Annotated in this window: 30 protein-coding genes; 15 read left to right on the forward strand and 15 right to left on the reverse strand. The window is 60.1% G+C overall.

From position 1 onward, the window contains the following. Positions 1-96 precede the first annotated feature (96 nt). The 3 genes from nadA (at position 97) to nadC (ending at position 4052) form a co-directional block, all read left to right on the forward strand. The gene (gene nadA, locus R6X40_RS28630; RefSeq protein ID WP_318418271.1) at positions 97-1176 is read left to right on the forward strand and encodes a quinolinate synthase NadA; all 1080 of its coding nucleotides are present in this window, start codon (positions 97-99) and stop codon (positions 1174-1176) included. Positions 1177-1395: 219 nt separating this feature from the next. Beyond that, positions 1396-2994, forward strand: coding sequence for an L-aspartate oxidase (locus R6X40_RS28635; protein ID WP_318418273.1), 1599 nt, complete (start codon positions 1396-1398; stop codon positions 2992-2994). A gap of 149 nt (positions 2995-3143) precedes the next feature. After that, complete coding sequence (gene nadC / locus R6X40_RS28640) at positions 3144-4052, forward strand: carboxylating nicotinate-nucleotide diphosphorylase (protein WP_318418275.1); 909 nt, start codon at positions 3144-3146, stop codon at positions 4050-4052. 12 nt (positions 4053-4064) lie between these two features. Here the strand turns inward: nadC and R6X40_RS28645 are convergent, their stop codons facing one another. Both R6X40_RS28645 and R6X40_RS28650 read right to left on the reverse strand, forming a co-directional pair. Beyond that, complete coding sequence (locus R6X40_RS28645; RefSeq protein ID WP_318418277.1) at positions 4065-4286, reverse strand: DUF6434 domain-containing protein; 222 nt, start codon at positions 4284-4286, stop codon at positions 4065-4067. A gap of 10 nt (positions 4287-4296) precedes the next feature. Continuing rightward, positions 4297-4527, reverse strand: a complete 231-nt coding sequence (locus tag R6X40_RS28650) for a hypothetical protein (RefSeq protein ID WP_318418279.1) — start codon at positions 4525-4527, stop codon at positions 4297-4299. Between the two features lie 139 nt (positions 4528-4666). Between R6X40_RS28650 and R6X40_RS28655 the strand changes: the two genes are divergently transcribed. Together R6X40_RS28655 and R6X40_RS28660 are read left to right on the forward strand one after the other, a co-directional pair. Beyond that, positions 4667-5380, forward strand: coding sequence for a sulfite exporter TauE/SafE family protein (locus R6X40_RS28655; RefSeq protein WP_412178489.1), 714 nt, complete (start codon positions 4667-4669; stop codon positions 5378-5380). Positions 5381-5487: 107 nt separating this feature from the next. After that, positions 5488-6000, forward strand: coding sequence for a superoxide dismutase family protein (locus tag R6X40_RS28660; protein WP_318418282.1), 513 nt, complete (start codon positions 5488-5490; stop codon positions 5998-6000). 28 nt (positions 6001-6028) lie between these two features. On the opposite strand, the gene R6X40_RS28665 is transcribed toward R6X40_RS28660, so the two are convergent. The 8 genes from R6X40_RS28665 to R6X40_RS28700 all read right to left on the reverse strand — a co-directional run bounded on the left by R6X40_RS28665 (position 6029) and on the right by R6X40_RS28700 (position 11107). Then, a complete protein-coding gene (locus R6X40_RS28665; protein ID WP_318418284.1) occupies positions 6029-7003 on the reverse strand; it encodes an NrtR DNA-binding winged helix domain-containing protein in 975 nt (324 codons plus the stop codon). After that, positions 6993-7532: a tyrosine phosphatase family protein gene (locus R6X40_RS28670; protein WP_318418285.1), complete on the reverse strand. Its 540-nt coding sequence runs from the start codon at positions 7530-7532 to the stop codon at positions 6993-6995. Before R6X40_RS28670 ends, R6X40_RS28665 begins: the two co-directional genes overlap by 11 nt. Before the next feature lies 1 nt (position 7533). After that, on the reverse strand, positions 7534-8142 hold the full coding sequence (locus R6X40_RS28675; protein ID WP_318418435.1) for an HD family hydrolase: 609 nt from the start codon (positions 8140-8142) through the stop codon (positions 7534-7536). Continuing rightward, positions 8139-8978: a folate-binding protein YgfZ gene (locus R6X40_RS28680; protein ID WP_318418437.1), complete on the reverse strand. Its 840-nt coding sequence runs from the start codon at positions 8976-8978 to the stop codon at positions 8139-8141. The genes R6X40_RS28675 and R6X40_RS28680 overlap by 4 nt, the downstream gene beginning before the upstream one ends. 73 nt (positions 8979-9051) lie before the next feature. Further along, the gene (locus tag R6X40_RS28685; protein ID WP_318418287.1) at positions 9052-9798 is read right to left on the reverse strand and encodes a hypothetical protein; all 747 of its coding nucleotides are present in this window, start codon (positions 9796-9798) and stop codon (positions 9052-9054) included. Between the two features lie 13 nt (positions 9799-9811). Further along, on the reverse strand, positions 9812-10081 hold the full coding sequence (locus R6X40_RS28690) for a hypothetical protein (protein WP_264265995.1): 270 nt from the start codon (positions 10079-10081) through the stop codon (positions 9812-9814). A 125-nt stretch (positions 10082-10206) separates the two neighbouring features. Then, positions 10207-10629, reverse strand: coding sequence for a TIGR02301 family protein (locus tag R6X40_RS28695; RefSeq protein WP_318418290.1), 423 nt, complete (start codon positions 10627-10629; stop codon positions 10207-10209). A gap of 55 nt (positions 10630-10684) precedes the next feature. Next, positions 10685-11107, reverse strand: coding sequence for an NUDIX hydrolase (locus tag R6X40_RS28700; RefSeq protein ID WP_318418291.1), 423 nt, complete (start codon positions 11105-11107; stop codon positions 10685-10687). A 65-nt stretch (positions 11108-11172) separates the two neighbouring features. Here R6X40_RS28700 and R6X40_RS28705 point away from each other — a divergent pair, with 65 nt between their 5' ends. Then, complete coding sequence (locus R6X40_RS28705) at positions 11173-11937, forward strand: SOS response-associated peptidase (RefSeq protein WP_318418293.1); 765 nt, start codon at positions 11173-11175, stop codon at positions 11935-11937. Between the two features lie 4 nt (positions 11938-11941). Here the strand turns inward: R6X40_RS28705 and R6X40_RS28710 are convergent, their stop codons facing one another. After that, positions 11942-12079: a hypothetical protein gene (locus R6X40_RS28710; RefSeq protein WP_318418294.1), complete on the reverse strand. Its 138-nt coding sequence runs from the start codon at positions 12077-12079 to the stop codon at positions 11942-11944. A 410-nt stretch (positions 12080-12489) separates the two neighbouring features. On the opposite strand from R6X40_RS28710, the gene cysS reads away from it, so the two are divergent. The 8 genes from cysS (at position 12490) to cimA (ending at position 18872) form a co-directional block, all read left to right on the forward strand. Then, positions 12490-13920 carry a cysteine--tRNA ligase gene (cysS, locus tag R6X40_RS28715; protein ID WP_318418295.1) on the forward strand — a complete coding sequence of 477 codons (1431 nt, stop codon included), beginning with the start codon at positions 12490-12492 and terminating at the stop codon, positions 13918-13920. 55 nt (positions 13921-13975) lie between these two features. Next, positions 13976-14230, forward strand: coding sequence for an antitoxin (locus tag R6X40_RS28720; protein WP_318418297.1), 255 nt, complete (start codon positions 13976-13978; stop codon positions 14228-14230). A 14-nt stretch (positions 14231-14244) separates the two neighbouring features. Then, complete coding sequence (locus R6X40_RS28725; RefSeq protein WP_318418438.1) at positions 14245-14649, forward strand: type II toxin-antitoxin system VapC family toxin; 405 nt, start codon at positions 14245-14247, stop codon at positions 14647-14649. Further along, positions 14646-15128 carry a GFA family protein gene (locus R6X40_RS28730; RefSeq protein WP_318418298.1) on the forward strand — a complete coding sequence of 161 codons (483 nt, stop codon included), beginning with the start codon at positions 14646-14648 and terminating at the stop codon, positions 15126-15128. Before R6X40_RS28725 ends, R6X40_RS28730 begins: the two co-directional genes overlap by 4 nt. Next, positions 15125-15619: a GFA family protein gene (locus R6X40_RS28735; RefSeq protein ID WP_318418300.1), complete on the forward strand. Its 495-nt coding sequence runs from the start codon at positions 15125-15127 to the stop codon at positions 15617-15619. The genes R6X40_RS28730 and R6X40_RS28735 overlap by 4 nt, the downstream gene beginning before the upstream one ends. A 1-nt stretch (position 15620) precedes the next feature. Beyond that, positions 15621-16094 (forward strand): GFA family protein, encoded by a 474-nt coding sequence (locus R6X40_RS28740; protein ID WP_318418301.1) that lies wholly within the window; start codon positions 15621-15623, stop codon positions 16092-16094. A 35-nt stretch (positions 16095-16129) separates the two neighbouring features. Next, positions 16130-17089, forward strand: a complete 960-nt coding sequence (gene pip / locus R6X40_RS28745; RefSeq protein WP_318418302.1) for a prolyl aminopeptidase — start codon at positions 16130-16132, stop codon at positions 17087-17089. A 166-nt stretch (positions 17090-17255) separates the two neighbouring features. Continuing rightward, positions 17256-18872 carry a citramalate synthase gene (cimA, locus tag R6X40_RS28750; protein WP_318418440.1) on the forward strand — a complete coding sequence of 539 codons (1617 nt, stop codon included), beginning with the start codon at positions 17256-17258 and terminating at the stop codon, positions 18870-18872. A 43-nt stretch (positions 18873-18915) separates the two neighbouring features. Here cimA and R6X40_RS28755 read toward each other — a convergent pair whose 3' ends face one another. The 3 genes from R6X40_RS28755 to R6X40_RS28765 all read right to left on the reverse strand — a co-directional run bounded on the left by R6X40_RS28755 (position 18916) and on the right by R6X40_RS28765 (position 22330). After that, positions 18916-19275 (reverse strand): VOC family protein, encoded by a 360-nt coding sequence (locus R6X40_RS28755; protein WP_318418304.1) that lies wholly within the window; start codon positions 19273-19275, stop codon positions 18916-18918. A gap of 81 nt (positions 19276-19356) precedes the next feature. Further along, entirely contained in the window at positions 19357-20238 is an 882-nt protein-coding gene (locus R6X40_RS28760) for a DMT family transporter (RefSeq protein ID WP_318418306.1), read from the reverse strand. A gap of 106 nt (positions 20239-20344) precedes the next feature. Beyond that, complete coding sequence (locus R6X40_RS28765; RefSeq protein ID WP_318418441.1) at positions 20345-22330, reverse strand: bifunctional 2',3'-cyclic-nucleotide 2'-phosphodiesterase/3'-nucleotidase; 1986 nt, start codon at positions 22328-22330, stop codon at positions 20345-20347. A gap of 240 nt (positions 22331-22570) precedes the next feature. On the opposite strand from R6X40_RS28765, the gene rarD reads away from it, so the two are divergent. Next, positions 22571-23509, forward strand: coding sequence for an EamA family transporter RarD (gene rarD, locus R6X40_RS28770; RefSeq protein WP_318418308.1), 939 nt, complete (start codon positions 22571-22573; stop codon positions 23507-23509). Between the two features lie 36 nt (positions 23510-23545). Here the strand turns inward: rarD and R6X40_RS28775 are convergent, their stop codons facing one another. Continuing rightward, on the reverse strand, positions 23546-24166 hold the full coding sequence (locus R6X40_RS28775; RefSeq protein ID WP_318418310.1) for a TIGR00730 family Rossman fold protein: 621 nt from the start codon (positions 24164-24166) through the stop codon (positions 23546-23548). Positions 24167-24191: the final 25 nt, after the last annotated feature.

Here is a 24191-nt window from a genome sequence, read left to right on the forward strand (position 1 = left end):
TCATCCACCGGCACTGCCGGTTTTGTTTTGATCCTGTTATGCTCAAACTGAGCAAAATAGGTCTGCCGCCGGAGGGGCGGCAAGAGGAGCAGTTCGATGACCATTGCACAGACCAACGCGGCCATGCAGGCTTCCGGCGCGGTAAAGACCGCTGCAGAGCGTTTCGGCATCCTCGAACGGCCGGACCTGACGTTCACGCCCGAGATCGCCCGCGAGACGGCGCATCTCTATGAGCGCGTCAAACAATTCGTGCCTGCTTTCGAATGGCCGGTCTATGCGCCTTATGTTCACGCCATCAACCGGCTGAAGAAAGAGCGCGGCGCTGTCATCCTCGCCCACAATTACCAGACGCCGGACATCTTCCATTGCGTTGCCGATATCGTCGGCGATAGCCTGCAACTGGCGCGCGATGCCACCAAGGTCGATGCCGAGATCATCATCCAGTGCGGCGTGCACTTCATGGCCGAGACCTCCAAGCTGCTCAACCCGGAAAAGACCGTGTTGATCCCTGATGGCAAGGCCGGCTGCTCGCTGTCGGAATCGATCACCGGCGCCGACGTCCGGTTGTTGAAGCAACGTTATCCCGGCGTGCCGGTGGTGACCTATGTCAACACCTCTGCCGACGTAAAGGCCGAGACTGACATTTGCTGCACCTCGTCCAACGTGCTGGCGATTGTCGAGAGCCTGGAGAGCGATACCGTTCTCTGCATCCCCGATGAATATCTGGCGATGAATGTCGCCAAGCAGACGAACAAGAAAATCCTCACCTGGAAGGGCCATTGCGAGGTGCACGAGCGCTTCACGGCAGCCGAACTCTTGGCCTACAAGGCAGCAGATCCCACCATCGAGATCATAGGCCATCCGGAATGCCACCCCGACGTTATCGCCGTCTGCGATTTCGCTGGCTCGACCGCCGGCATGATCAACTACGTCAAGGACAAGCGGCCGCCGCGCGTCCTTTTGGTCACCGAATGCTCGATGGCTTCCAACATCCAGGCCGAGATCACCGGTGTCGATTTCATCAAGCCGTGCAATCTCTGTCCGCATATGAAACGCATCACGCTGCCGAAGATCCTCGACAGCCTGCTGTTCATGACGGAGGAAGTTCTGGTCGATCCGGCAATCGCCGGCCGCGCCAGACTTGCCGTCGAGCGGATGGTGAATTTGAAGCAGTAGCTTCTACGATCGCCGGGAGGGGCCAATGCGAAATAACGCGGACGATGAATGGGGAGCTCTAAGCTTTCGGCTTGCGATCTCCCTCCTTGAGGGGGAGATGCCCGACAGGGCAGAGGGGGGTATCTTGCCCCGTGCCGCGTGGTTCACCCCCCTCTGTCACTTCGTGACATCTCCCCCTCAAGGGGGGAGATCACTCCATGTTCGCCGGAGTTCAACAGCATGCTGACCGATCATTTCCGCCCACAGACTTTCAACGGCATCGACGATATCGTCATCGTCGGCGGCGGCCTTGCCGGGCTTTTCTGCGCGCTGAAACTCAGCCCGCGTCCTGTCACGGTTCTGGCGGCCGCCCCGATTGGCCACGGCGCTTCGTCCGCCTGGGCGCAGGGCGGCATCGCCGCTGCCATGGGTTTTGGCGATACGATCGACAAGCATGTCGCCGATACGCTGATTGCCGGTGCTGGTATCGTCGATGAAAAAATGACTCGGCTGATGGTCGCCGAAGGACCGGCGCGCATCCACGACCTGCTTGATTATGGCGTGCCGTTCGATCGTGATCTCGAAGGCAAGCTGCTTCTGTCCCGTGAAGCTGCCCATTCCGAGCGCCGCATCGTCCGTGTCAAAGGCGACATGGCTGGCAAGGCGATCATGGAGGCGTTGATTGCGGCCGTGCGCAACACGCCGTCGATCCGGGTTCTCGAAGGTTATGTGGTCGAGGAACTGGTGCGTCAGGGCCGTTTCATCTCCGGTGTCATCGCCCGCCCGGATGCTGGCCAGTCGAAGACGCGCGTGTCATTTCCGGCGCGTGCCGTGGTGCTGTGCTCGGGCGGCGTCGGCCATCTGTTTTCCGTCACCACCAATCCGACCGAGGCCTGCGGGCAGGGCGTCGGCATGGCTGCGCGTGCCGGTGCCATCATCGCTGATCCGGAATTCATCCAGTTCCACCCGACGGCGATCAATATCGGCCGCGATCCGGCACCGCTCGCCACCGAGGCCCTGCGCGGCGATGGTGCGCACCTGATCAATTCGGCCGGCAAGCGCTTCATGCTGGATATCCATCCGGACGGCGAGCTCGCGCCTCGCGATATCGTTTCGCGCGGCGTGTTTGCCGAAGTTCAGGCCGGGCGCGGCGCGTTCCTCGATTGCACCAAGGCAGTTGGCGCGCATTTCCCCGAGGCATTCCCGACAGTCTACGCCTCCTGCATTTCCGCCGGCATAGACCCCGTCACGCAGCCGATCCCGGTCGTTCCGGCCGTGCATTACCACATGGGGGGCGTGTTGACCGATGCAGAAGGCCGCACCTCGATCGATGGGCTTTGGGCCGCAGGCGAGGTCACGTCCACCGGCGTCCACGGTGCCAACAGGCTCGCTTCCAATTCGCTGCTCGAAGCCGTGGTCTTTGCCGCCCGTATTGCCGAAAACATCAAGGGCATGTTGCCGGAACCGAAGATCACCGATTGGGGCGACAATGCCGGTGAGAACGACGATCCGGTCACACTGGAAGACAGTCCGCCGTTAACGGCGCTGCGCCATATCATGAGCGAGCATGTCGGCGTCATCCGTTCCCGTGACACGCTGGTCAAAGCCATCCGCGCCATCGCCAATCTCGAGCGGCAGAACACCCGGCTGCGCTTCAGCAACATCGTCACCACCGCCAAGCTGATCGCAACCGGCGCCTATCTGCGCACAGAAAGCCGCGGTGGCCATTACCGCTCCGATTGCCCCGACCCGCGCCCGGAATGGAAACATCGGACATTCCTGACGCTCGCCGAAGCCGACCAGGTGGTCGCAGAGGTGGCTGAAACGGAAAGCGTTTAGAGCCGTCTGCCGGTCCGCTTTACTCCGCCATGTCCGCATGATCCGCAACAGGGGTGAGCATGGATCCTCGGCTCAAGGCCGGGGATGGCGATTTGAGCGGACGGTTTGAGAAAACCTGAGCCTTTGCATGATATTTTTGAGGAACAGCCATGACACCAACCGCCCTTCGCCCCGAACTGCCCGCACTGATGGTTGAAGATCAGGTTCGTGCAGCACTTATCGAAGATCTCGGCCGCGCCGGCGACATCACCACCTACGCGACTATCGCTCCGGAGCGGACTGCAACAGCAGACATGAACGCCCGGGAAAGCGGCGTCGTTGCCGGCATGGAACTCGCCCGCTCGGCCTTTCGCCTGATCGATCCCGCCATCCGTTTCGAGGCGCTGGTGACGGACGGCGACCATATTGCGCCCGGCACAGGGTTAGCGCGCATTTCAGGTCCGGCCCGTGGCCTTCTGTCGGCCGAGCGCGTGGCGCTGAATTTCCTCATGCATCTCTGCGGCGTCGCCACCTACACGTCGAAATTCGCCGCAGAGATTGCTCATACGAATGCAAAAGTCTGCTGCACCCGCAAGACCATTCCCGGTCTGCGGGCGTTGGAAAAATACGCGGTGCGCCTCGGCGGTGGCTCCAATCATCGGTATGGCCTGGATGATGCGATCTTGATCAAGGACAACCATATCGCCGTCTGCGGCGGTGTCGCCTCCGCCGTCCACGCCGCGCGCGTCTATTGCGGCCATCTCGTCAAGATCGAGGTCGAAGTCGATGGGCTCGACCAGATGCGCGAGGCGCTGACCGCCAGCCCGGACGTCATCCTGCTCGACAATATGGAGCCGCACCTGCTGCGCGAAGCCGTTGCCATCAACACAGCTCACTGGCAGCTTTCACGCGAGACCTATCTCGTCGATCCGCGCCGGACCAAGCTGGAGGCATCCGGCAATGTCAATTTCCAGACCATCCGCGCCATCGCCGAAACCGGCGTCGATTATATCTCGACCTCGAAGATCACCATGGCAGCGCCGACGCTGGATATCGGGCTGGATATCGTCATCGGCTAAACCTTCGCTGCGTCAGCCAGCAGTGGCTGCGTGACGGCGTTTCCATTCGGCGGCGACGTCACCCATCGTCTTTTTCTCACCATTCTTGATCCAGGCCATAAAGGCGCGGTCGAATGCAAAGCCATCGCCGCATTCCACTGTGAGAAAGCGGCGGACATTCTGCGTGTTGCGGTAGCTCGTCGTAACCGGCGTATCGCGGTCGATCGGATCGGCGTGCCAGTCGAAGCTCGTCATCTCTTGTCTCCTATCGCTGCAGCACGAAGGGACAGACCACGCGTGCGCCGATGGTCAGCGTCTTGCCGCAGTCGTAGCGGCAGGTCTTGAACTGTCCGTTCAGGTCTTCGCTGGTCAGATTGCATTGGGTGATCGCCGGTTGGCCGGTGGTTCTGTTGCCACCGAAATAATCGGGAATGGCCGGCTTGTCTTCCGGCGCCGTCAGAACAGTACCGGCGAGGAGAAGAGCAATCATCTTCATCGGTTCGTCCTTGTTTCATCACAGCGCTTGTGAATTACCGGTGGTGAACCTTTACCTACAGGGCATGGTTGGCGCAAATAAGCCTCGTTTTGAAAAGGCCGGATTTGGAGAAGGACTATTCGTGTCGGCAGATTTCTGGATGTTCGTTGCCATCGGATTTTTCGCGCAATTGGTCGATGGCGCGCTCGGCATGGCCTTCGGCCTGCTGTCCACCACCAGCCTGCTCGCGGTCGGCATCCCGCCGGCAATGGCTAGCGCCATGACCCATATCGCCGAAATTTTCACGACCGCAGCGTCGGGCGCATCGCATACCTACCAGCGTAACATCGACTGGCGCCTTGTGGCCCGTCTGGCACCGGCCGGGATGATCGGCGGTGTGCTCGGGGCCTATGGCGTGTCGAATATCGATGGAGATGTCATTGAGCCCTTCGTCTCTGCCTATCTCATGCTGGTCGGCATCTACATCCTGTTCAAGGCGTTTCGGCCGGTCTGGGTGCGGGAAGTCAGGGATTGGGCGGTGCCGTTTATCGGGCTTGGCGGCGGCGTGCTGGATGCAGCTGGCGGCGGTGGGTGGGGGCCGATCGTCACGACCTCGCTGATTGGCCGCGGCCACGAACCGAGAAAGGTGATTGGCTCCACCAGCCTCACGGAGTTTCTAGTGACGTTGACGATTTCGGCAACGTTCGTCTTCACGCTCGGCTGGTCCGATCTTGGCTCGGCGGTCGGCCTTGTCCTCGGCGGCATGATGGCCGCGCCGATCGGCGCTCTTGTCGTCAAGCGTCTGCCGGTCAGGCCGCTTTTAATAGCAGTCTCCCTGATCATCATCACCACGTCGGCGATCCGGATTTTCTGAACTGTTGCTGCCGTCCGGTCTGGGTTATCCGCAAACTGTTTTTGGAACCGCATGCCTCCATGATACGTTGCATGGAGAGAACACCACAGCCCCCGGAGGAATATCTGATGAAGCGTCTGATCACCACGATCGCTCTTGTTTTCGCGACGGCTACGGCCGCATCCGCTCAGTCATCGTCGCAGACCGCCATTGCCAATTTCATCGGCAAGGATGGGAAGGAGACGGGACGGGCAGCGCTGACGCAGGGCAAGAACGGCGTACTGATCGAAGTGGAGGTGACCAACTTGCCGCCCGGCACATGGGTGGCCTTCCATGTGCACGAAACCGGCAAATGCGATGCTGCACACAATCATGAATCTGCCGGTAAACACTTCAATCCCGGCAAGACGGAACATGGCTTTCTCGCCGCCAACGGCCCGCATGCCGGTGATATGCCCAATCAATATGTCGGCGCCGACGGCGTCATGCGCGCTCAGGTCTTCAACAGCATGGTAGCGCTCGACGATGCCGAAAATGGCATTCGCGGCCGGGCGCTGATGGTTCACGCAAAATCCGACGACAACCGCAGCCAGCCCTCTGGCGATGCCGGTGAGCGGCTTGCCTGCGCCGTTATCGAGTAAGTAGCCCAACCAGGCGGTTCGGCAGGGCTTATCGTCCGCCGACTTTCAGGCCGGGTGCCGGCCGCTCGTCGAGGATCTGGCGGCGGAAGCGGAAGAGGGCGGCGGGGCGCCCGCCGGTCGCGGCCGTCAGCATGCCGGTCGGCTCGACAAGCTCGGCACCTTCGACCAGACGGCGGAAATTCTGCTTGTGCAGATGGCGGCCGGAAATCGCCTCGACCGTTGCCTGCAGGTCGGTCAGGGTGAATTCGGGCGGCATCAGCTCGAAGATCACCGGCCGGTACTTGATCTTGCCGCGCAGCCGCGCAACGGCGGTGGCAACGATGCGGCGATGATCGTGACGCATGGTCAGGCCCACCGGCGGCGAACCTGCCACCGCTGCGCGGCCGTCGATCACCGCTTCGCCAACGAGGCCTGCCTCATAGAGAAGTTCGTAGCGCTCCAGCACACGCTCCTCGTCCCAGGGGAAATCATCAAGTCCAAAGGCAAGGCGCGTCCGGGTGCGCCTTTGCGGTAGTCCCATGCGTTCGTCCTGTTGCCCGCCCTTTTCCCATTGGCGAAGCGCCGGAAGGATAAGCTGGTCGATCAGTACCGGCCTGCCTTGGCGCCAGTCTTCCCAGGGCAGATAGCTGTACCAGTCGCGCCAGTGGGCGCCGGCCTCGGCCACCCGGGCATTGTTTTCGGCATCGGTGCGGGTCAGCGCCAGATAACCAACCGACACCATATGCGTGCTGGTTTCCCCACCCGAGCGGTGGCGGCCCTGGTCGCCGAACGTATAGAGCTGTTCGATATAACCGAGATCAAGCGCAGTCTGTTGCTCGACGCTGGCCCGCAGGCTGGTTTCGAATGTCCGGTGACGGGCGGGATCGAAGGGGCCGAAGGGCAGGCCGTCGCGTTTATCGCCGAGCTCGTCGTTGACAGCGAGGATGCGCGGCGAGCGGTTCGTCACCGCGACGATCGCTGCATTGAGGCCGATTTCGACGGTGACGGTCCTGTCATCCGTCATGAACGGCAGGCTCCGGTAGCGGGGAAAAGACGAACGGCACATTGCCGTCGGTATCAGCGCCACGGCCGATCGCCTTGATTGCTGCCACCAGCCGGCCGTTGCGCGACAGCAAGCGGTCGCCGAACTCGATCAACCGGGAATTGGGCGTGACATAGGCGGAGGCGGTACGCAGCCGCAGGGCAAGCTCAGTGTCGTCCTGATCGGGCTCCACGGAAAGGGCTGCGATAACGGCCGCGGCAGGCGAGCGCGAAATCCCCATCCAGCAATGAATGAGCAGCGGGGCCGAGCGGTCCCATTGCTTTGCAAAGTCGATGATCTGCAGCACGTGTTCTTCGCCCGGCGCCACCAGCCCGGCATTTCCGGCAAACGTGATGTCGTTCATCCCGAGCAGCAGATGCCTGTTGGCCGCAATCACCGCCGGACGGTGAAACGTCTGTTCCTTGGCCATCAGACTGATCATTTCGCTGGCGCGGTGGCGCACGGCCATTTCGGCGATACGCGACAAAGGCGAGACCACAATCACCGGCATCTCAGGACACCGCCCTGATAGCCGTTCGTTCCGCCTCGATGGCGTCAAATCGTTCGGAAAACAGTTTCTGGGCCTCGACGGCTGGCAGCGGGTCGATCAGGATCATCTCGCGGGTAATGCCGCGTGGCTGGCCGAAGAATTTGCGGGCTTCGGTCAGAGAAAATCCGGCAAGCACCGTCGCTTCGAAATAGGCGGCAATCTGGTCGGCCTTTTTGATCCGGGTCTTCAGTTCGGCCGAAGCTGTCGATGGCAGGCCGAACCGCAGATGGATGGCGCCTTCCAGCCGCTTCTCGACCACCTTGTATCCACCGCCGACCACCGCCTTGAACGGCGAGATCATGTCGCCGATCACATATTCCGGGGCGTCGTGCAGCAGCGCCATCTGGCATTCCTCGGCCGTGCAGCTGAACTGCCGGCGAAAGATTTCCTCGACAACGAGACTGTGCTGGGCAACGGAAAAGGCGTGGTCACCCTCTGTCTGGCCGTTCCAGCGCGCGACACGGGCAAGGCCATGGGCGATATCGGACAGTTCGACATCGAGAGGCGACGGGTCGAGCAGATCGAGCCGCCGTCCGGAGAGCATGCGCTGCCAGGCGCGGGCAGACATCAGGCGCTTGCCTCGTCGGCTTGCGCCGGAAATTCCAGGCCGCTCCAGGCGGGCAGGGTCAGCGTCACGGCGACATCGCCGGCAAGAATTTGTTCGCCCGTGGCGATGGCTTCGCCTGCCCTGTCGATACGAACGATCGCCAGCCCCGAGGAGCCGATAACGCTGCCGAGCGCACCGATCGGGCGGCCCTTGACGGTGAGCGGCGTTCCAGTTTCCGGCAAGGCGGTCTCGGCAGTGACGATCGCGACGCGCCGCCGCGCGGTGCCGCGATGCTGCATGCGCGAGACGACTTCCTGGCCGACATAGCAGCCTTTCTTGAAGGAAAGCGCGCCGTTCTTGTCCATCAGTACGTCGTGCGGAAAAGCATCCTGCAACGCATAGTCAGCGCCGGAAACCGCGATGCCGTTCAGGACGCGCAGGCGGTCATAGGCCTCGGTCGCAACCGTTTCGCCTTCAGCCCCATAGGCGCGGTAAGCCGCCTGTCCGGCCTTGGAAAAACGGGCGTCACGATAGGCGCCCGGCGCCGCGTCGAAGCGCACGGAAACGGTGGCGGGACTGGTCAGCGAAAGGGAAATCGGCGCGCGCAGCTTGTACATGGTCAGTCGCTTCAGCAGCGCTTCAGCCTGTTCGGTGCCTGTTTCAAGGTTGATCGCAGTGCCGTCCCGCGTCACCATGAAATCGAAGAGTATCTTGCCCTGAGGTGTCAGAAGCGCGCCGGGCTTGGCTTCGCCGTCTTCGAGAAGATCGAGATCGGTGGTGATGAGCGCCTGCAGGAATTCCTGCGCGTCCTGTCCCGACACGGTAATCATGGCACGATCTGGAAGGGTGACGGGCTGCATGGCGTTTGTCCTGTTCATCAGGTGAAACAGGTAGGATTTCGCAAGCGCTGCGGCAAGCGCTTTGCGCCGGTCGTCAGTCGCCAGCCACGAAAAATTTCCACTGACCATCGGGCGTGATGCCGACGCGGTAGAAATTATAATTGCCGCCTTCTTCCATCTCAGCAAAATCTCCAGCGGTCACCAGCCGGAACAGATCGACTTTTTCCGGTGGCGTGAGCGATGCCAGTGGTTTTTCGGTAAAGTAGGGCCAGACATAGGCTTCGTCAGGCGTACCCTTTTCCGTCAGTACAAAACCGGTCGACAGAACGTCGAGCAGGATTGCCAGGATTTCGATACCCTGCGGATCGCCGGACAGGCCCTTCAGCGTCTCGACCGGATCGGCGTCGTTTTCGCCGACCTGCGTCTGGGTTGGGCCCTTGCCCAGCAGGGGGCGCAACCGCTCGATATCACCGGAGGCGGCTGCTTCGACGATCAGTTCGCGCATCCGGGCGACAGGTTCGGGAATTTTCGAAATATCGGAGAGCACTTCGACAGGACCGGCAGGCGCTGTTTCCTCGACCGTATCGTCCTTGGCATCACGCGCAGGCTTGTTGACCAACGGATCCGGCATTGGAATCTGCATCGGTGCCTTGCGCGGTTGCTCCTTGGCGGGGATGTCCTTGGCCTTTTCGCCCTGGCTTGTCTCGCCGGGTATCTGCTTCAGCTCGCTGAGTGCGAAGGCGGAATGGGGCAGAAGGACGGAGGAGGCGAACAGGCTGGCGAGCAGCAACGCGGAAAGGCGAACCGCACGCGTCCGGCATGCTGATATCTGACGTTCCATGATGGCCTCGAAATTACTGCAGGGTGCGTTCCGGTGAGAATTCACCGGCGAGCATGCGCTCGCGAAGCGAATTCAACATGGCCTCAGCCCCGTTTTCGCCGTGAAGGCGGATTGTTTCGCGCATGGCAAGCGCAATGGCGGCATCCGCGATGATTTCAGGCTCGATGCCATCTGCCATGCCGTCCGCCCAGGCTTCATTCTGGTGTTCCAGGGCTGCCTGCATCTTCTCATGAACAATCATGTCGTCGATGTCATTCAGACTTGGTTCCATCATTCGTTCCATGCCGTTTCACGCTCTTTACTTGGCACCAGACTCGGGGCGATGCCACTTCTTACCACTCTCTTAACGACCTTAGCAGCCTTTTCCCAAAACGACACGGGGTCCTGAAGAAAGAGGTTAATTTATCGTTAATTTCCAAAGCGGGCGGTTATTTCTGACGCAAGTGTTGCTCCTTCGGCACGGTAGCGCTCGTCGGCAACCACTGCCGGAGGGGTGCAGACGGTATAAACGGAGGCAAAGGTACGGTAACCGCGGTTGAAGGCAGCGGTCATGCGCGCGCGCCTCTGGGCTTCGCCCTGAACCTCCTTGTCGAGCAGATCCTGCATCGATTGCCGCCAGGTATCTGCGGCCGGATCCTTGCAGAGTGTGCGCAAATAGTGAACGGAACCAAGGATTTCCGACAGGCGCAGCAGGCGCGCATCATAAGGCGCGGGCTTCTCGGCGGCGGCAACAGGCATGCCCGTTGGCGGCCCGTTCTGCGCTTGTGCGCCGAGCGGCAGGCAGGCAAAAGCCAAGAGAACAAACGATCGTGTGGCCAGAAAACGGATCATGACCCTTTCAAGCCCCGAATCACGCCGGCGGGCAAGCGGATTTTGGCAAACGCCGTCATTGCCGCCGCAACACTTCGAGTTTTTCCACGCATTCCCGCACGCTTTCTGGGATGGGGAGGTCGAATATTTCTGAAGCTGTATACCAGCCGATATCGGCCGCATCATCAGCCGCGATAGCGACAAGATCGGGATCGGCCTCGACCTTGAACACCGAAAGGAAAAAATGCCGCGCGCTTGCCCCGTCAGATTGGCTGGGCGGCAGATCGTAGGTTTCGAACAGACGCGGGTTGCGCGGCAGGATGCCGGTTTCCTCATGAAACTCGCGCACAGCCGTTTCCGCCGGTGTTTCCCCGGCTTCCGCGCGGCCACCCGGAAAGGCATACATATCGGCCGACGGCGGATTGGCACGGCGCACAAGCAAGTAGCGCCCGTTCCGTTCGAGAATGGCGGACGAGGCAAGCTGAGGAGTGGATGTCATGGTGATGGAACCGGAAAAGCATTGAAAATCTTGACCCACCTTAGGCGAAGTGCGATTTGAAAGCCATGTGCGGACGATTTTCGCTGACGGCGACACCCAAGGAACTGGCGGATATCTTTGGTCTTATGGAGACCGAGGATTTTCCGGCGCGCTTCAATATCGCCCCGACGCAACCAGTCATCATTGTCATGTCCGGTGAGCGCCAGCTGCCGGGCAGCAACCTGCCGGAGCGGCGGGCGCTTCTGGTCCGCTGGGGGCTGACGCCATCCTGGGTCAAGGACCCGCGTGATTTTCCGCTGTTGATCAATGCGCGCGCCGAAACGGCGGCCGAAAAAGCCTCGTTCAAGGCGGCGATGCGCCATCGTCGCGTTCTGATCCCGGCGTCCGGTTTTTATGAATGGCATCGGCCGTCGAAGGAGAGTGGCGAGGCGCCGCAGGCCTATTGGATCAGGCCAAGAAACGGCGGCATCGTTGCTTTTGCGGGACTGATGGAAACATGGTCTTCGGCGGATGGATCCGAAGTCGATACGGGGGCGATCCTGACGACGCATGCCAATGCGCGAATCAGCGATGTCCATGACCGTATGCCGGTGGTGATCAAGCCGGAGGATTTTGCCCGCTGGCTTGATTGCAGGACGCAGGAACCGCGTGATATCGCTGATCTGCTGGGGCCGGTCGATGATGACTATTTTGACGTCATCGCCGTATCGGACCGGGTCAACAAGGTGGCCAATACCGGTGCTGATCTCCAGACGCCGGTGCATGTCTCCACACGGCCTGTCGCTAAACCAAAGGAGCCACCTGCAAATCCACAGCTGTCGCTCTTTTGAGCGATCAGGCCGGCTTCTTGACCGGCTTAGGCTTGATCTGCAAGGCTGCAGCAAGCACGGCCTTCAGGCCAAGCGGACGGTATTGCTCGACGAGATCGGCCGCCGCTCGCGGGCTGTTCTTGTCGGTTTTTGTACCAGGCATTTCAAACTCTCCTCAGATGCTTTCCCTAAGCGGAAGCGCTTCGTTCCGTATATTCTTCACGAGAACGGCGCTTCTCATTGTGCCCGAGGAAACAGGCTTTAGTGTGCAAGTGCTCAAAGCCCTGCGTCCCCGGACATCCGGCTTCTCCAGATAAGCGCAATCATGACAAAACGATGACCAATAATCCAGGATCACAACAGAATACGCTGGAGCGCGGCTGACCTCTTGACCGGGACAGAGCGAAGCGCGATAAAGCAGCCATGAAAACGGTTATCTGCATTATCTGCCGGATTATTATTCGCTAGCCTCAACGCTGGCCTGGCCGTTTTCGTCTCCCAAAAATCAAGATGACAACGCGAAGGTCCAGCCGGGCCTTGCGTGATTCGGTCATATGCGGAATGGAGATTGGAATGCACGGACTGCCGACACTGAAAATGCACAACACGCTGACGCGGGAGAAGGCGGTCTTTGCGCCGATCGATCCCGATAATGTCCGCATGTATGTCTGCGGCCCGACGGTCTACGATTTTGCCCATATCGGCAACGCACGCCCGGTCATCGTCTTCGACGTGCTGTTCCGTCTGCTTCGTCATGTCTACGGCGAAAGCCATGTGACCTACGCTCGCAACATTACCGACCTGGATGACAAGATTAACGCCCGGGCGTTGCGCGATTTCGGTACTGAGATCGGCAATGGTACACTGTCGCTGAACGAGGCGATCCGGCGCGTGACGGAGAAGACAGCCAACCAGTTCCATTCCGACGTGGCGATACTGGGTTGCCTTGAGCCGACGCACGAACCGCGTGCCACCGAATTCGTGCAGCCGCGTGAAGACGGAAAGTCGGACATGATCACGCTGATAGAACGGCTGATCGAACGCGGCCATGCCTATAGAACCAATGGCGAGGTCCTGTTTGATACTGTTTCGACGGCTGACTATGGCGAACTTTCCAAACGCAACCTTGACGAACAGCAGGCTGGCGCACGCGTCGCCGTAGACGTCCACAAGAAAAACCCTGGCGACTTTGTGCTTTGGAAGCTTTCGTCGCCGGAGGAACCCGGCTGGGAAAGCCCATGGGGCCGGGGCCGTCCCGGCTGGCATATCGAGTGCTCGGCCATGGCAGCCGCCTATCTCGGCGAGATCTTCGATATCCACGGTGGCGGGCTGGATCTGATCTTTCCGCACCATGAAAACGAGATCGCCCAGTCGCGTTGCGCGCATGGCACCAAGGTCATGGCGAATGTCTGGATGCATAACGGTTTCGTGCAGGTGGAAGGCCGCAAGATGTCGAAATCTGAAGGCAATTTCGTCACCATCTACGAATTGCTGCACACCGAGACTTTTGGTGGCCGCAAGTGGTCGGGCGAGGTCCTGCGTCTGGCCATGCTGATGACGCATTACCGCGAGCCGATCGATTTCTCGATCAAGCGGCTGGAAGAGGCGGAACGCCTGCTGGCCAAATGGCCAGCAGGCAAACCCGGCGATGCCGCCCCGGACGCGTCCGTGCTCAACGCCTTGGCTGATGATCTGAACACGGTCGCGGCGGTGCAGGCTCTGCATGCGCTGGCATCGGCCGCTAATGCCGACCCCGCCATGCTACCGGTTTTTGCTGCAAGTTCGGCACTGCTCGGTGTCTTGCCGAAGGAGGCAGAGGTTGACGGTGCTGTTGCATCGGCGGTTGACGCTCTGGTGGCGATGCGGCTTGAAATGCTGAAGGCCAAAAACTTCGCCGAGGCTGACAAGATCCGCAACGATCTCGCCACCAAGGGTATCCAGCTGAAGGACGGCAAGGATGCGGCAACCGGCGAGCGGGTGACGACATGGGAGGTTCGGCGCTAACTTGTCTTACTGATAATGGAGGCATATGCTTCGGCCTATGCTGAAGGAGGCTGTGATGAATGTGATCCAGGTTGACGACGGACGCGAGGTAAAACTCTTTCGCAACGGCCGCAATCAGGCCGTACGTATTCCTGTGGAATTCGAGCTTCCCGGAAACGAGGCGATCATGCGCAAGGAAGGCGACCGGTTGATCATCGAGCCGAAAAAGAAAAGCGGCTTGCTGGAATGGCTGGCCACTATCGAGCCGTGGGACGAGGCGTTTCCGGATATCGATGACGGGCAGCTGCCGCTTGAGGATGTCGATCTGTGAGCGCCTGGCACTACATGCTCGATACCAATATTGTGTCGCACATGATCCGTGCGCCGGAAGGGGAGATTGTGCACCGCGTTGAAAGCGTTGGAAGTACCACGCTTTGTATTAGTGCTCTCGTCGCATCGGAACTTCGCTATGGCGCAGCGAAGCGAGGCTCTGAGCGGCTGTCTTCGCTCGTGGAAAACATGTTGGAACGCGTCGATATTGTAGCCTACGATTCTGCTGCGGCAGTGCACTACGCCGAGATTCGCGATCAGCTCACACGTGGTGGCGATCTCATCGGCCCCATGGACATTTTGATTGCCGCTCACGCACGTTCACTCGATCTCATTCTCGTGACTGACAACACCAGGGAGTTTTCCCGCGTTGACGGGCTCAATGTTGAAAACTGGTTGGCGGTGGAGGAGAGCCCATGACCCCTCCTATCCACACTGGAGGCTGCCAATGCGGCGCCGTTCGCTTCCGTGTCGAGGGCGCGCTCGGGGATGCTTCTGTCTGTCATTGCCGGATGTGCCAGAAGGCCGCGGGAAATTTCTATCTGCCGCTGGTGTCCGTTCGTCAGGCCACGCTGAGCTGGACGCGCGGCGGACCCAAGCGTTTCCAGTCTTCAAACGCAGCGTCGCGAGGCTTTTGCGGTGATTGCGGCACGCCGCTGACCTATGAGGCGCCGGATGGCGTGGCGCTGGCCATTGCCGCCTTCGACAGGCCGGAAGGCATCGTTCCAAAAATCCAATGGGGCATCGAGGCCAAGCTGCCCTATGCCGATCACATTCCGCAATTGCCGGGCGAGGATACGATGGCGGATCAGGATGCCGTGTCCTTCCTTGCCAATCTGGTTTCCTATCAGCATCCGGATCACGATACGGCCGAATGGCCACCGGGAGAACGCGGATGAGCATCAGCCGCATCTATACCGGCGGCTGCCAGTGCGGCGCGGTGCGTTACCGGGCAGAAGGAACGCTCGGCGATCCGCATCTGTGTCATTGCCGCATGTGCCAGAAAGCATCCGGCAATTACTTCATGCCGCTCGCCAATGTGCCCCGCGTCAATTTCAGTATCACCCGCGGTGCCCCTGGCTGGTTCCGCTCGTCGCATCTGGTGCGGCGCGGCTTCTGCTTTCTCTGTGGTACGCCTTTGTTTTACGATATGCCCGAGGCGGATTTCATCAACGTCGTGTTGGGTTCGCTCGACGACCCCTATGACGTGCGGCCGCTGACGCAATCCGGTGTCGAGTCGCGAATGCCGTGGTTTTCGCATCTGCCCGGATTGCCCGGCACCGAGGTTGATGATGGCAGCGAGGCGAGCACCGGGCGGCATATTGCCATTCTCGAATCGAACCGCCAGCATCCCGATTACGATACGCAACATTGGCCACCGGAGGAGTGATATGACAGACACCAATCGAACCGGAGGCTGCCAGTGCGGCGCCGTTCGTTTCAAGATCCACGGCGCACTCGGCCGCCCGTCGATCTGCCATTGCCGCATGTGCCAGAAGGCTTTTGGCGGTTTCTTCGGTCCGCTCGTCACCGCCAAGGGCGAGACAGAATGGACGCGCGGCGAGCCCAGCTACTTTCAGTCCTCCATCAACATCGCTCGTGGCTTTTGCGCTGCCTGCGGCACACCCTTGATCTACAAGCATCCGGGTGGGCTGGAAATCGCCATCGGTGCCTTCGATGATCGCAGCGATCTCGCGCCGCAGATCCAGGTGAATTTCGCCGCCCGCAATTCCTGGGTGACGACGATCTTCGACCAGCCGGTGCATCAGGATCAGAATTTCTACATGCAGCAGGAGCAGATCATCTCCTTCCAGCACCCCGACCACGATACCGAGGTCTGGCCGCAATTTCCGCACATCTCCTGATCGACAGCTTTAAATCATCCTTGAAAGCAGACAGCATGACCGAAATTCTTCGCACGCTTTATCCTGAAATCGAGGCCTATGCCTCTGGCCATCTCGACGTTGGCGATGGCCACACGATCTATTGGGAAAAATCCGGCACGCCCGGTGCCAAACCTGCCGTCTTTCTGCATGGCGGCCCCGGCGGCACGATCTCGCCGAACCACCGCCGCCTGTTCGATCCGAAGCTTTACGACGTGACGCTGTTCGACCAGCGCGGTTGCGGCAAGTCGACCCCGCATGCGGAACTGGAAGCCAACACCACCTGGCATCTGGTTGCCGATATCGAGCGCCTGCGCGAAATCGCCGGCGTCGACAAATGGCTTGTCTTCGGTGGATCCTGGGGCTCGACGCTGGCGCTTGCCTATGCGGAAAAGCATCCGGAGCGCGTGTCCGAACTCATCGTGCGCGGCATCTACACGCTGACCAAGGCCGAACTCGACTGGTACTATCAGTTCGGAGTCTCGGAAATGTTCCCCGACAAGTGGGAGCGCTTCATCGCGCCGATCCCGGAAAACGAACGCCACGAAATGATGCACGCCTATCACCGGCGGTTGACCAGCGATGACCGGGCGACCCGGCTTGCCGCCGCCATGGCCTGGAGCATCTGGGAAGGCGAGACGATCACGCTGTTGCCGGAGCCTTCGACCTCCACGCCGTTTGAAGTCGAGGAATACGCCCACGCCTTCGCCCGCATCGAAAACCACTTCTTCGTCAATGCCGGCTGGCTGGAGGAGGGGCAGCTGTTGCGCGATGCCCACAAGCTCCATGGCATTCCGGGCGTCATCGTCCATGGCCGCTACGACATGCCATGCCCGGCAAAATACGCCTGGGCTCTGCACAAGGCCTGGCCGGAAGCCGAGTTTCACCTGATCGAAGGGGCAGGGCACGCCTATTCCGAGCCCGGTATCCTCGACAGGCTGATCCGATCGACCGACCGGTTTGCGGGTAAACAGTAGGGGGCTGACCCTCATCCGGCCTGTCGGCCACCTTCTCCCCGTGAACGGGGAGAAGGACAAAGCGGCAAGCTCCGTCGCCCCTCTCTCAGCTTGCAAGGAGAGGGCTAGGGTGAGGGGCAATCCAAAAACATGATGTTGCGTTCCTTTGGAGGGAACACCGATGGCAATGACGCGTGAAAGAATCCACCTCTTCGACACCACTCTGCGGGACGGTCAGCAAACCCCCGGCATTGATTTTTCCGTCGAGGACAAGATTGCCATTGCGACGATGCTGGATGATTTCGGCATGGATTATGTCGAGGGCGGTTATCCCGGCGCCAACCCGACCGATACGGAGTTCTTCAGCAAGAAGCGCACCCAAAAAGCCCGCTTCGTTGCCTTCGGCATGACCAAGCGCGCCGGTGTTTCCGCCTCCAACGATCCGGGACTGACGAGCCTTTTGCAGGCGGAAAGCGACGCGATCTGTCTTGTCGCCAAGAGCTGGGACTATCATGTCCGTGTCGCTCTCGGCTGCACCAACGAAGAAAACCTCGAATCGATCCAGTCCTCGGTCGAGGCCGTCGTCGCCTCCGGTAAGGAGGCGATGATCGACTGCGAACATTTCTTCGATGGCTACAAGGCCAACCCTGCCTATGCGCTGGCCTGTGCCAAAACCGCCTATGATGCCGGCGCCCGCTGGGTCGTGCTGTGCGATACCAATGGCGGCACCCAGCCTCCGGAAATCCGCGATATCGTCACCGCCGTCATTGCGCACGGCGTTCCCGGCGCCAATCTCGGCATCCACGCGCACAATGATACCGGCCAGGCGGTCGCCAATTCGCTGGCTGCCGTCGAGGCCGGTGTGCGCCAGGTGCAGGGCACGCTGAACGGCATCGGCGAGCGCTGCGGCAACGCCAATCTGGTGACGCTAATCCCGACGCTGGCGCTGAAGGAAACCTATACCAGCCGGTTCGAAACGGCGATCGATCCCGAGCGCCTGCTGGAGCTCACTCAGCTTTCCCATTCCTTCGACGAGCTTCTCAACCGCTCGCCGGACCACCAGATGCCCTATGTCGGCGCCTCCGCCTTTGCCACCAAAGCCGGTATCCATGCCTCGGCACTGCTGAAGGACCCGCGCACCTATGAGCACGTGACGCCGGAAAGTGTTGGCAACCTGCGCAAGGTCATGGTGTCCGACCAGGGCGGCAAGGCCAATTTCATCAATGCGCTGAAGCGCCGTGGCATCATCGTCTCCAAGGACGATCCGAAGCTCGATCAACTGATCTCCATCGTCAAGGAAAACGAAGCGACCGGCTATGCCTATGAAGGCGCCGACGCCAGTTTTGCCATCCTGGCCCAGCGGATCCTCGGCTCGGTTCCCGATTTCTTCCACGTCGAAAGCTTTCGCGTCATGGTCGAGCGCCGTTTCGACGCCAATGGTCAGCTAAAGACCGTCTCGGAAGCGGTGGTGAAGGTCTCGGTCGATGGACAGGCGACGATGTCGGTCGCCGAGGGCCACGGCCCCGTCAATGCGCTCGATCTGGCGCTACGCAAGGATCTTGGCAAATACCAGTCGGAAATCGAGGATCTCGAGCTGGTGGACTACAAGGTGCGTATCCTCAACGGCGGCACCGAAGCCATCACCCGCGTCCTGATTGAATCCATCGACGGCACTGGCGCCCGCTGGTGGACCGTCGGTGTCTCCGACAACATCATCGACGCATCGTTCCAGGCACTGATGGATTCGATCGTGTTCAAGCTATTGAAGAACAGGGATCCGGCGAGGCTGGCTGCGGCGGAGTAGGGGCTTTAGGCCCTAAGTGGCGTTGCCGCAAGACAGGTCGGGGTTAGCTGGTGCGGCGCCCCACGCGCACGAGATTCTCGCCCGGGTCTGACACGGCGAATTCAAACATACCCCAAGGCTGCTGTTTCGGAGGATGGATCAGCTTGCCTTCCAATTGGGATGCCAGTGCTTCGACATTGTCGGCGTAGAAATAGATGCCGAAGGGGCTTTTCCCCGGGATGAGCCAGCCTTCGGGGGCTTTGGTCAGGTGAATTTCGGCACCGCCTTCATCGGTCAGCATGACGTAGTCGCCGTAATCATCTCCATCGGGATCGCGGTGAAAGCCGAGCAAGCCATAAAAGGCTTCAGTGGCGGCGAGGTCGTTGTACGGTATGACGGCGGTAACCCGTCGCTTCTCGGACATAAGCCAACTCCTCATTGCTGTGACTGTCGCATGCGTTATCACGGGGAGCGTCATCGCGAATGTGACCACTTCGTGCGATCGTCAAGTCGGTGTGGATTCGACTTTCTTGGCATTCGGTCGCCGCAGATTGAAAAGATTGCCAACCAGGATCAATCCCGCGCCTATCGCCGTAAAGCCGTCTATCGCTTCGGAATATAACAGAAAACCGAGTACTGCCGACAAAGGCACCCGCAGATAGTCCATCGGCATGACGACAGTGGCATCCGCGTGGGCCAACGCTTTTGCCATGCAGAAATGGGCAAATGAGCCCGCGAACGCGAAAAGGAATATCCACGGCCATAGTGAGGCAGACGGCCAAACCCACACTTTCAGCGCCGGAACGATCCCGATGATCGATTGGATGACGAGCATCCAGAAAAGGATCTTCGTTGCACTGTCGGAGCGGGTCAGCGCTTTTGTGGAAATGAAGGAAATAGCAAAGGCGAAGGCTGCGCCCAGGGTTATCAGGTGGCCTGGATTGAGGGGGGCAGCTCCCGGACGCACGATCAATGCTACGCCCGCCAAACCAAAAAGAATCACGATGCCTTTTCGCCATGTCAGTCGCTCACCGAGGAACATAGCCGCCAGAAAAGCAGCCCAAATGGGCGCGGTGAATTCGATCGAAATGACCTGAGCCAGGGGGATGAGTGTCAGGCCCATCAGCCAGGCGTACTGCCCGACATAATGGGCAACGTTGCGGCCGATGTGTTTGGGCAGGATGCTGGTTCGCATTGCTCGGATACCGCCCTCGCGATAAACAAGCGGCAACAGCATGAAAAAGGCAATGACGGAACGCATTTCCATCGCCTGGAAGACGTCGAGCTCGCGGGTAATGATGCGACCCGATACTGCCATAAGCAGTATCAAAACCACAGACGTTACCATCCACACTGCCGCCTTTGCGATCGACGGACTGTTACTCATGCGATGTGTGCTTCCAAGTTTGAGTGGCGGCTCGGGATCGAAGGGGGCACCGACTCTCCAGGGTGGAGTATGTCGCCTGCGAGCGCCACCTACCGGAACTCCCCCTTCACAAAACCAACCTGAACTTCGCAAACCCATCCGCCCCATCACCCGCGTCCTCGATTTTCACGCCCTTCACATCGGCAATCAGTCCGCGTGCCTTCGGGCCGCTCTCGAACACAGCCGTTGCGCCTTCCACCGGCGTAAAGCTCCAGTTGCCGTCGGCGGACGGGTTGATCGTGCCTTCCGCGATGATGTAGCGGACGATGACGTCGCGGTTGGTGTCGGGTGCGGCGAAGACAACTTTGTCAGCCGCGATCTCCGGAAACTTGCCACCGCCGCCGGCGCGATAATTGTTGGAGGCGACGACGAATTTCTGGGCCGGATTGATCGGCTTGCCTTCGAAAGCGAGGTTCTGGATGCGGTTGGAAGCCGGGTTCACTGTCTTGCCGTCGCCATCGTATTTGGCGGGCTGGGAGAGGTCGATCTGGTAGGTGACGCCGTCGATGATGTCGAAATTATAGGATGGGAAAGTGGTGTTGAGCAGAGCGACGTCCTTGGCGCCCGGTGCGACGGTGTTGAACATGCCCGCTGACATTTCCAGCCAGTTCTTGACCTGCGCGCCGGTAATGACCACGGCTTGCACGGTGTTCGGATAGAGATAGAGATCTGCGACATTCTTGATGGCGATGTCACCGGCAGGCACATCCGTATAGTAGTCCGCGCCGCCGCGGCCACCCGCCTTGAAGGGTGCTGCGGCAGACAGAACGGCCAAATCCTTGTAAGGGCCGTCCTTCAGCATGTCCTTGATATACCAGGTCTGTGCGTTGGAAACGATCTGCACGGACGGATCGTCGGCCACCAGGGCGAAATAGGAATAGAGCGGCGCCGACGTCTTGCCGACCGGCGTGCGGACATAGGCCAGCGTCGCCTCATGCTCGGCAGTGGCAGCGGCGATGACATCGGCACGGTCGGGTACGTCGGCCACAACCTTCTTGTCCTCGCGGTGATAGATCGGCCGGGCCTCGGTGGTGAAATCGACGATCTTCCAGCCGCTGCCGTCCTTTTCCAGCAACAGGTCGATGAGGCCGAGATGCGAACCCCAGAAACCGCCCATGACCGCGGGCTTGCCGAGCAGCGTGCCCTTGACCGGATCGACGCCTTCGATGCCGTCAAAACTCTTCGGACCGGGGAAGACGAGATGCTGGTGGCCGGTAAACACAGCATCGATGCCCTCGACCCCGGCCAGATAGAGCGATGCATTCTCCATGCGGTCGCTCTGGCCTGAGCCGTCGATGCCGGAATGGGAGAGCGCGATGATAATATCGGCGCCGTCCTCCTTCATGACAGGCACCCAGGCCTTAGCCGCTTCGACGATGTCGCGGGTCTGCGCCTTGCCTTCGAGGTTCTTGATGTCCCAGAGCATGATCTGTGGCGGTACGAAGCCGATAATGCCGATCTTCAGTTCGCTTGCCGCCCCTGAACCGTCGGTAATGGTTTTGTCCACGATGGTGTAGGGCTTGAAGAACAGGTCATCGTCCTTCGGATTGGAGGCTAGCTGCCCCTTGGTGAGGTTGGCGCAGACATAGGGGGAATTGGCGCCGCCGAGCACCTTGAACATATAGTCGAGGCCATAATTGAACTCGTGGTTGCCAAGGGTTCCGGCCTCGTAGCCCAGCACGTTCATTGCCTTGATGACCGGATGCACGTCGCCTTCCTTCATGCCGTGCTGATAGGCCATGTAGTCGCCCATCGGGTTGCCCTGAAGGAAGTCGCCATTATCGACGAGAAAGGAATTTCCGGCCTCGGCGCGGATTGCGTCAATAATTGAGGCGGTACGGGCAAGGCCGAGCGTGTCGTTCGGCTTGTCGCCGTAATAGTCGTAGGGAAAGACGTGGACGTGGATGTCGGTGGTTTCCATGATGCGCAGATGCGCCTGATTGGCGGCTGCCCGCGCTGCGAAAGGGTGCAGCAGAACAAGGGCGGAGGTGGCCGCAACACCGCTCAGAAGCGAGCGGCGGGTAATCGGGTGAAGCGCGAGGATGGATGACATCATGGTTTCCTTCGTCTGACCGGTCATTGCCTGCAGGGAACCTAGAGCGGCAGCCTTTGGAATGCACCCCGTAAAATCTGGGGTATTTTCGGAAGCCCGTAAGTTTCCCGTTACCATCCATTGTGAGCTTTGCTGTAGCAAGGTTCACGGAAATGAATTGGTTGATCAATCGTCTTTGGAGTACGACGGCCAAACTGACTGAGAGCTGCCACATGGCAAGCCGCAACGGGATGAAATGCCATGTCTGACGCGAAACAAACACCAGCGGTGCAAAATGGCGATTCACCCCGCGGCTTCGCCTTCGCGCTGACGGCCTATCTGCTCTGGGGCTTCCTGCCGTTCTTCATGAAGGCTGTCGCCCATATCCCGGCATTCGAGGTCGTGGCACACCGGATTGTCTGGTCGGTGCCGCTGGCCGGCGCCATCCTGATCCTGCTTGGCCGCACGGAGGATGTGAAGGTGGCGTTGCGCACACCGCGCATGCTGAAGATGGCGATGCTGACCGCCGTTCTGATCACCATCAACTGGGGCATTTATGTCTGGGCGATCGGGGCAGGGCGTGCGCTCGAAACGGCGCTCGGCTACTACATCAATCCGCTATTCTCGATTTTTCTCGGGGCGGTCCTTCTGAAGGAAAAGCTCAATCCGGCACAGATCGTCGCGATCGTTCTGGCCGCTATCGCTGTCGTGGTTCTCGCTTTTGATGCGGGCGGATTGCCTTGGGTCTCCATCAGCTTGGCGCTGTCCTGGGGATTGTATGCCTTCTTCCGAAAGACGCTGCCGGTCGGTCCTAACCAAGGGTTCTTCCTGGAGGTGCTGCTGCTCAGCGTTCCGGCCCTCGGCTATATCGCCTATCTGGAATTCACAGGTCAGGGACATTTCACAGATACCGGATGGGCCGATGTTGCCTGGCTGATGGCCTGCGGCGTCGTCACCGCGATCCCGCTGATGATCTATGCCAATGGCGCCAAGCTGCTCAAGCTCTCGACCATCGGCATCATGCAGTATATCGCCCCGACGATGATCTTCATCATCGCCGTCTTCGTCTTCCACGAGCCCTTCGGCACGTCGAAGCTGATCGCCTTCATTTTGATCTGGGCAGCGCTGGCGGTCTATTCGACGTCGATGATTATGGAAAGCCGCGCCCGGCGTGCAGCTGTAGCGAACCCTGCCGAGTAATCGGCCGGGCTGGTTCACAGTCTTCAAGCTTTTCCTTCAGAGCTTGGCGATAATGCCGTCGTCGCCGTCGCGGTCGACCTGGCTGGCCCAATGGGCAAGGAGTGCGGGGACGACTTCGTCGGCCGCGTCGATGACCAGCGGCTGGACGAGATGGGCGGTGTGGATAAAGCCGCTGTCGGCCATATGATGGATCAGCTTCATCAGCGGATCCCAGAAGCCGTTGATATTGACGAGTACGATCGGCTTGCGGTGACGGCCGAGCTGCGCCCAGGTCATCACCTCGACGATTTCCTCGAGCGTACCGATACCGCCCGGCAGTGTCACAAACGCATCCGAGCGCTCGAACATCTTGTGCTTGCGGTCATGCATGTCTGGCGTGACGATCAGTTCGCTGAGCTGTCCCAGGGAATGACGGGTGGCCTCCATATCCATCAGGAATTCTGGTATGATGCCGGTAACGCGGCCGCCGTTCGAAAGAACGCCGCTTGCCACCGCCCCCATGATGCCTTTGGTGCCGCCGCCATAGACAAGGCGGAGATGATTTTCGGCGATGGATTTGCCGAGAATCCGGCCGGCATCCATGAAGGATTGGTCGCGACCGGGTTGGGAGCCACAGTAGACGCAAACGGATCGAATCGGGATATTTTTCTCACTCATGCCCCAAAGAGACATCGCGGGGCGG

The sequence above is a fragment of the Rhizobium sp. PL01 genome, assembly GCF_033447125.1.
Taxonomy (GTDB): domain Bacteria; phylum Pseudomonadota; class Alphaproteobacteria; order Rhizobiales; family Rhizobiaceae; genus Pararhizobium.

Coding starts and splice junctions, on each gene's coding strand:
- nadA (WP_318418271.1), top strand. CDS start 97: ATGACCATTGCACAGACCAACGCGGCCATGCAGGCTTCCGGCGCGGTA.
- R6X40_RS28635 (WP_318418273.1), top strand. CDS start 1,396: ATGCTGACCGATCATTTCCGCCCACAGACTTTCAACGGCATCGACGAT.
- nadC (WP_318418275.1), top strand. CDS start 3,144: ATGACACCAACCGCCCTTCGCCCCGAACTGCCCGCACTGATGGTTGAA.
- R6X40_RS28645 (WP_318418277.1), bottom strand. CDS start 4,286: ATGACGAGCTTCGACTGGCACGCCGATCCGATCGACCGCGATACGCCG.
- R6X40_RS28650 (WP_318418279.1), bottom strand. CDS start 4,527: ATGAAGATGATTGCTCTTCTCCTCGCCGGTACTGTTCTGACGGCGCCG.
- R6X40_RS28655 (WP_412178489.1), top strand. CDS start 4,667: ATGTTCGTTGCCATCGGATTTTTCGCGCAATTGGTCGATGGCGCGCTC.
- R6X40_RS28660 (WP_318418282.1), top strand. CDS start 5,488: ATGAAGCGTCTGATCACCACGATCGCTCTTGTTTTCGCGACGGCTACG.
- R6X40_RS28665 (WP_318418284.1), bottom strand. CDS start 7,003: ATGACGGATGACAGGACCGTCACCGTCGAAATCGGCCTCAATGCAGCG.
- R6X40_RS28670 (WP_318418285.1), bottom strand. CDS start 7,532: ATGCCGGTGATTGTGGTCTCGCCTTTGTCGCGTATCGCCGAAATGGCC.
- R6X40_RS28680 (WP_318418437.1), bottom strand. CDS start 8,978: ATGCAGCCCGTCACCCTTCCAGATCGTGCCATGATTACCGTGTCGGGA.
- R6X40_RS28685 (WP_318418287.1), bottom strand. CDS start 9,798: ATGGAACGTCAGATATCAGCATGCCGGACGCGTGCGGTTCGCCTTTCC.
- R6X40_RS28690 (WP_264265995.1), bottom strand. CDS start 10,081: ATGGAACGAATGATGGAACCAAGTCTGAATGACATCGACGACATGATT.
- R6X40_RS28695 (WP_318418290.1), bottom strand. CDS start 10,629: ATGATCCGTTTTCTGGCCACACGATCGTTTGTTCTCTTGGCTTTTGCC.
- R6X40_RS28700 (WP_318418291.1), bottom strand. CDS start 11,107: ATGACATCCACTCCTCAGCTTGCCTCGTCCGCCATTCTCGAACGGAAC.
- R6X40_RS28705 (WP_318418293.1), top strand. CDS start 11,173: ATGTGCGGACGATTTTCGCTGACGGCGACACCCAAGGAACTGGCGGAT.
- R6X40_RS28710 (WP_318418294.1), bottom strand. CDS start 12,079: ATGCCTGGTACAAAAACCGACAAGAACAGCCCGCGAGCGGCGGCCGAT.
- cysS (WP_318418295.1), top strand. CDS start 12,490: ATGCACGGACTGCCGACACTGAAAATGCACAACACGCTGACGCGGGAG.
- R6X40_RS28720 (WP_318418297.1), top strand. CDS start 13,976: ATGAATGTGATCCAGGTTGACGACGGACGCGAGGTAAAACTCTTTCGC.
- R6X40_RS28725 (WP_318418438.1), top strand. CDS start 14,245: ATGCTCGATACCAATATTGTGTCGCACATGATCCGTGCGCCGGAAGGG.
- R6X40_RS28730 (WP_318418298.1), top strand. CDS start 14,646: ATGACCCCTCCTATCCACACTGGAGGCTGCCAATGCGGCGCCGTTCGC.
- R6X40_RS28735 (WP_318418300.1), top strand. CDS start 15,125: ATGAGCATCAGCCGCATCTATACCGGCGGCTGCCAGTGCGGCGCGGTG.
- R6X40_RS28740 (WP_318418301.1), top strand. CDS start 15,621: ATGACAGACACCAATCGAACCGGAGGCTGCCAGTGCGGCGCCGTTCGT.
- pip (WP_318418302.1), top strand. CDS start 16,130: ATGACCGAAATTCTTCGCACGCTTTATCCTGAAATCGAGGCCTATGCC.
- cimA (WP_318418440.1), top strand. CDS start 17,256: ATGACGCGTGAAAGAATCCACCTCTTCGACACCACTCTGCGGGACGGT.
- R6X40_RS28755 (WP_318418304.1), bottom strand. CDS start 19,275: ATGTCCGAGAAGCGACGGGTTACCGCCGTCATACCGTACAACGACCTC.
- R6X40_RS28760 (WP_318418306.1), bottom strand. CDS start 20,238: ATGAGTAACAGTCCGTCGATCGCAAAGGCGGCAGTGTGGATGGTAACG.
- R6X40_RS28765 (WP_318418441.1), bottom strand. CDS start 22,330: ATGTCATCCATCCTCGCGCTTCACCCGATTACCCGCCGCTCGCTTCTG.
- rarD (WP_318418308.1), top strand. CDS start 22,571: ATGTCTGACGCGAAACAAACACCAGCGGTGCAAAATGGCGATTCACCC.
- R6X40_RS28775 (WP_318418310.1), bottom strand. CDS start 24,166: ATGAGTGAGAAAAATATCCCGATTCGATCCGTTTGCGTCTACTGTGGC.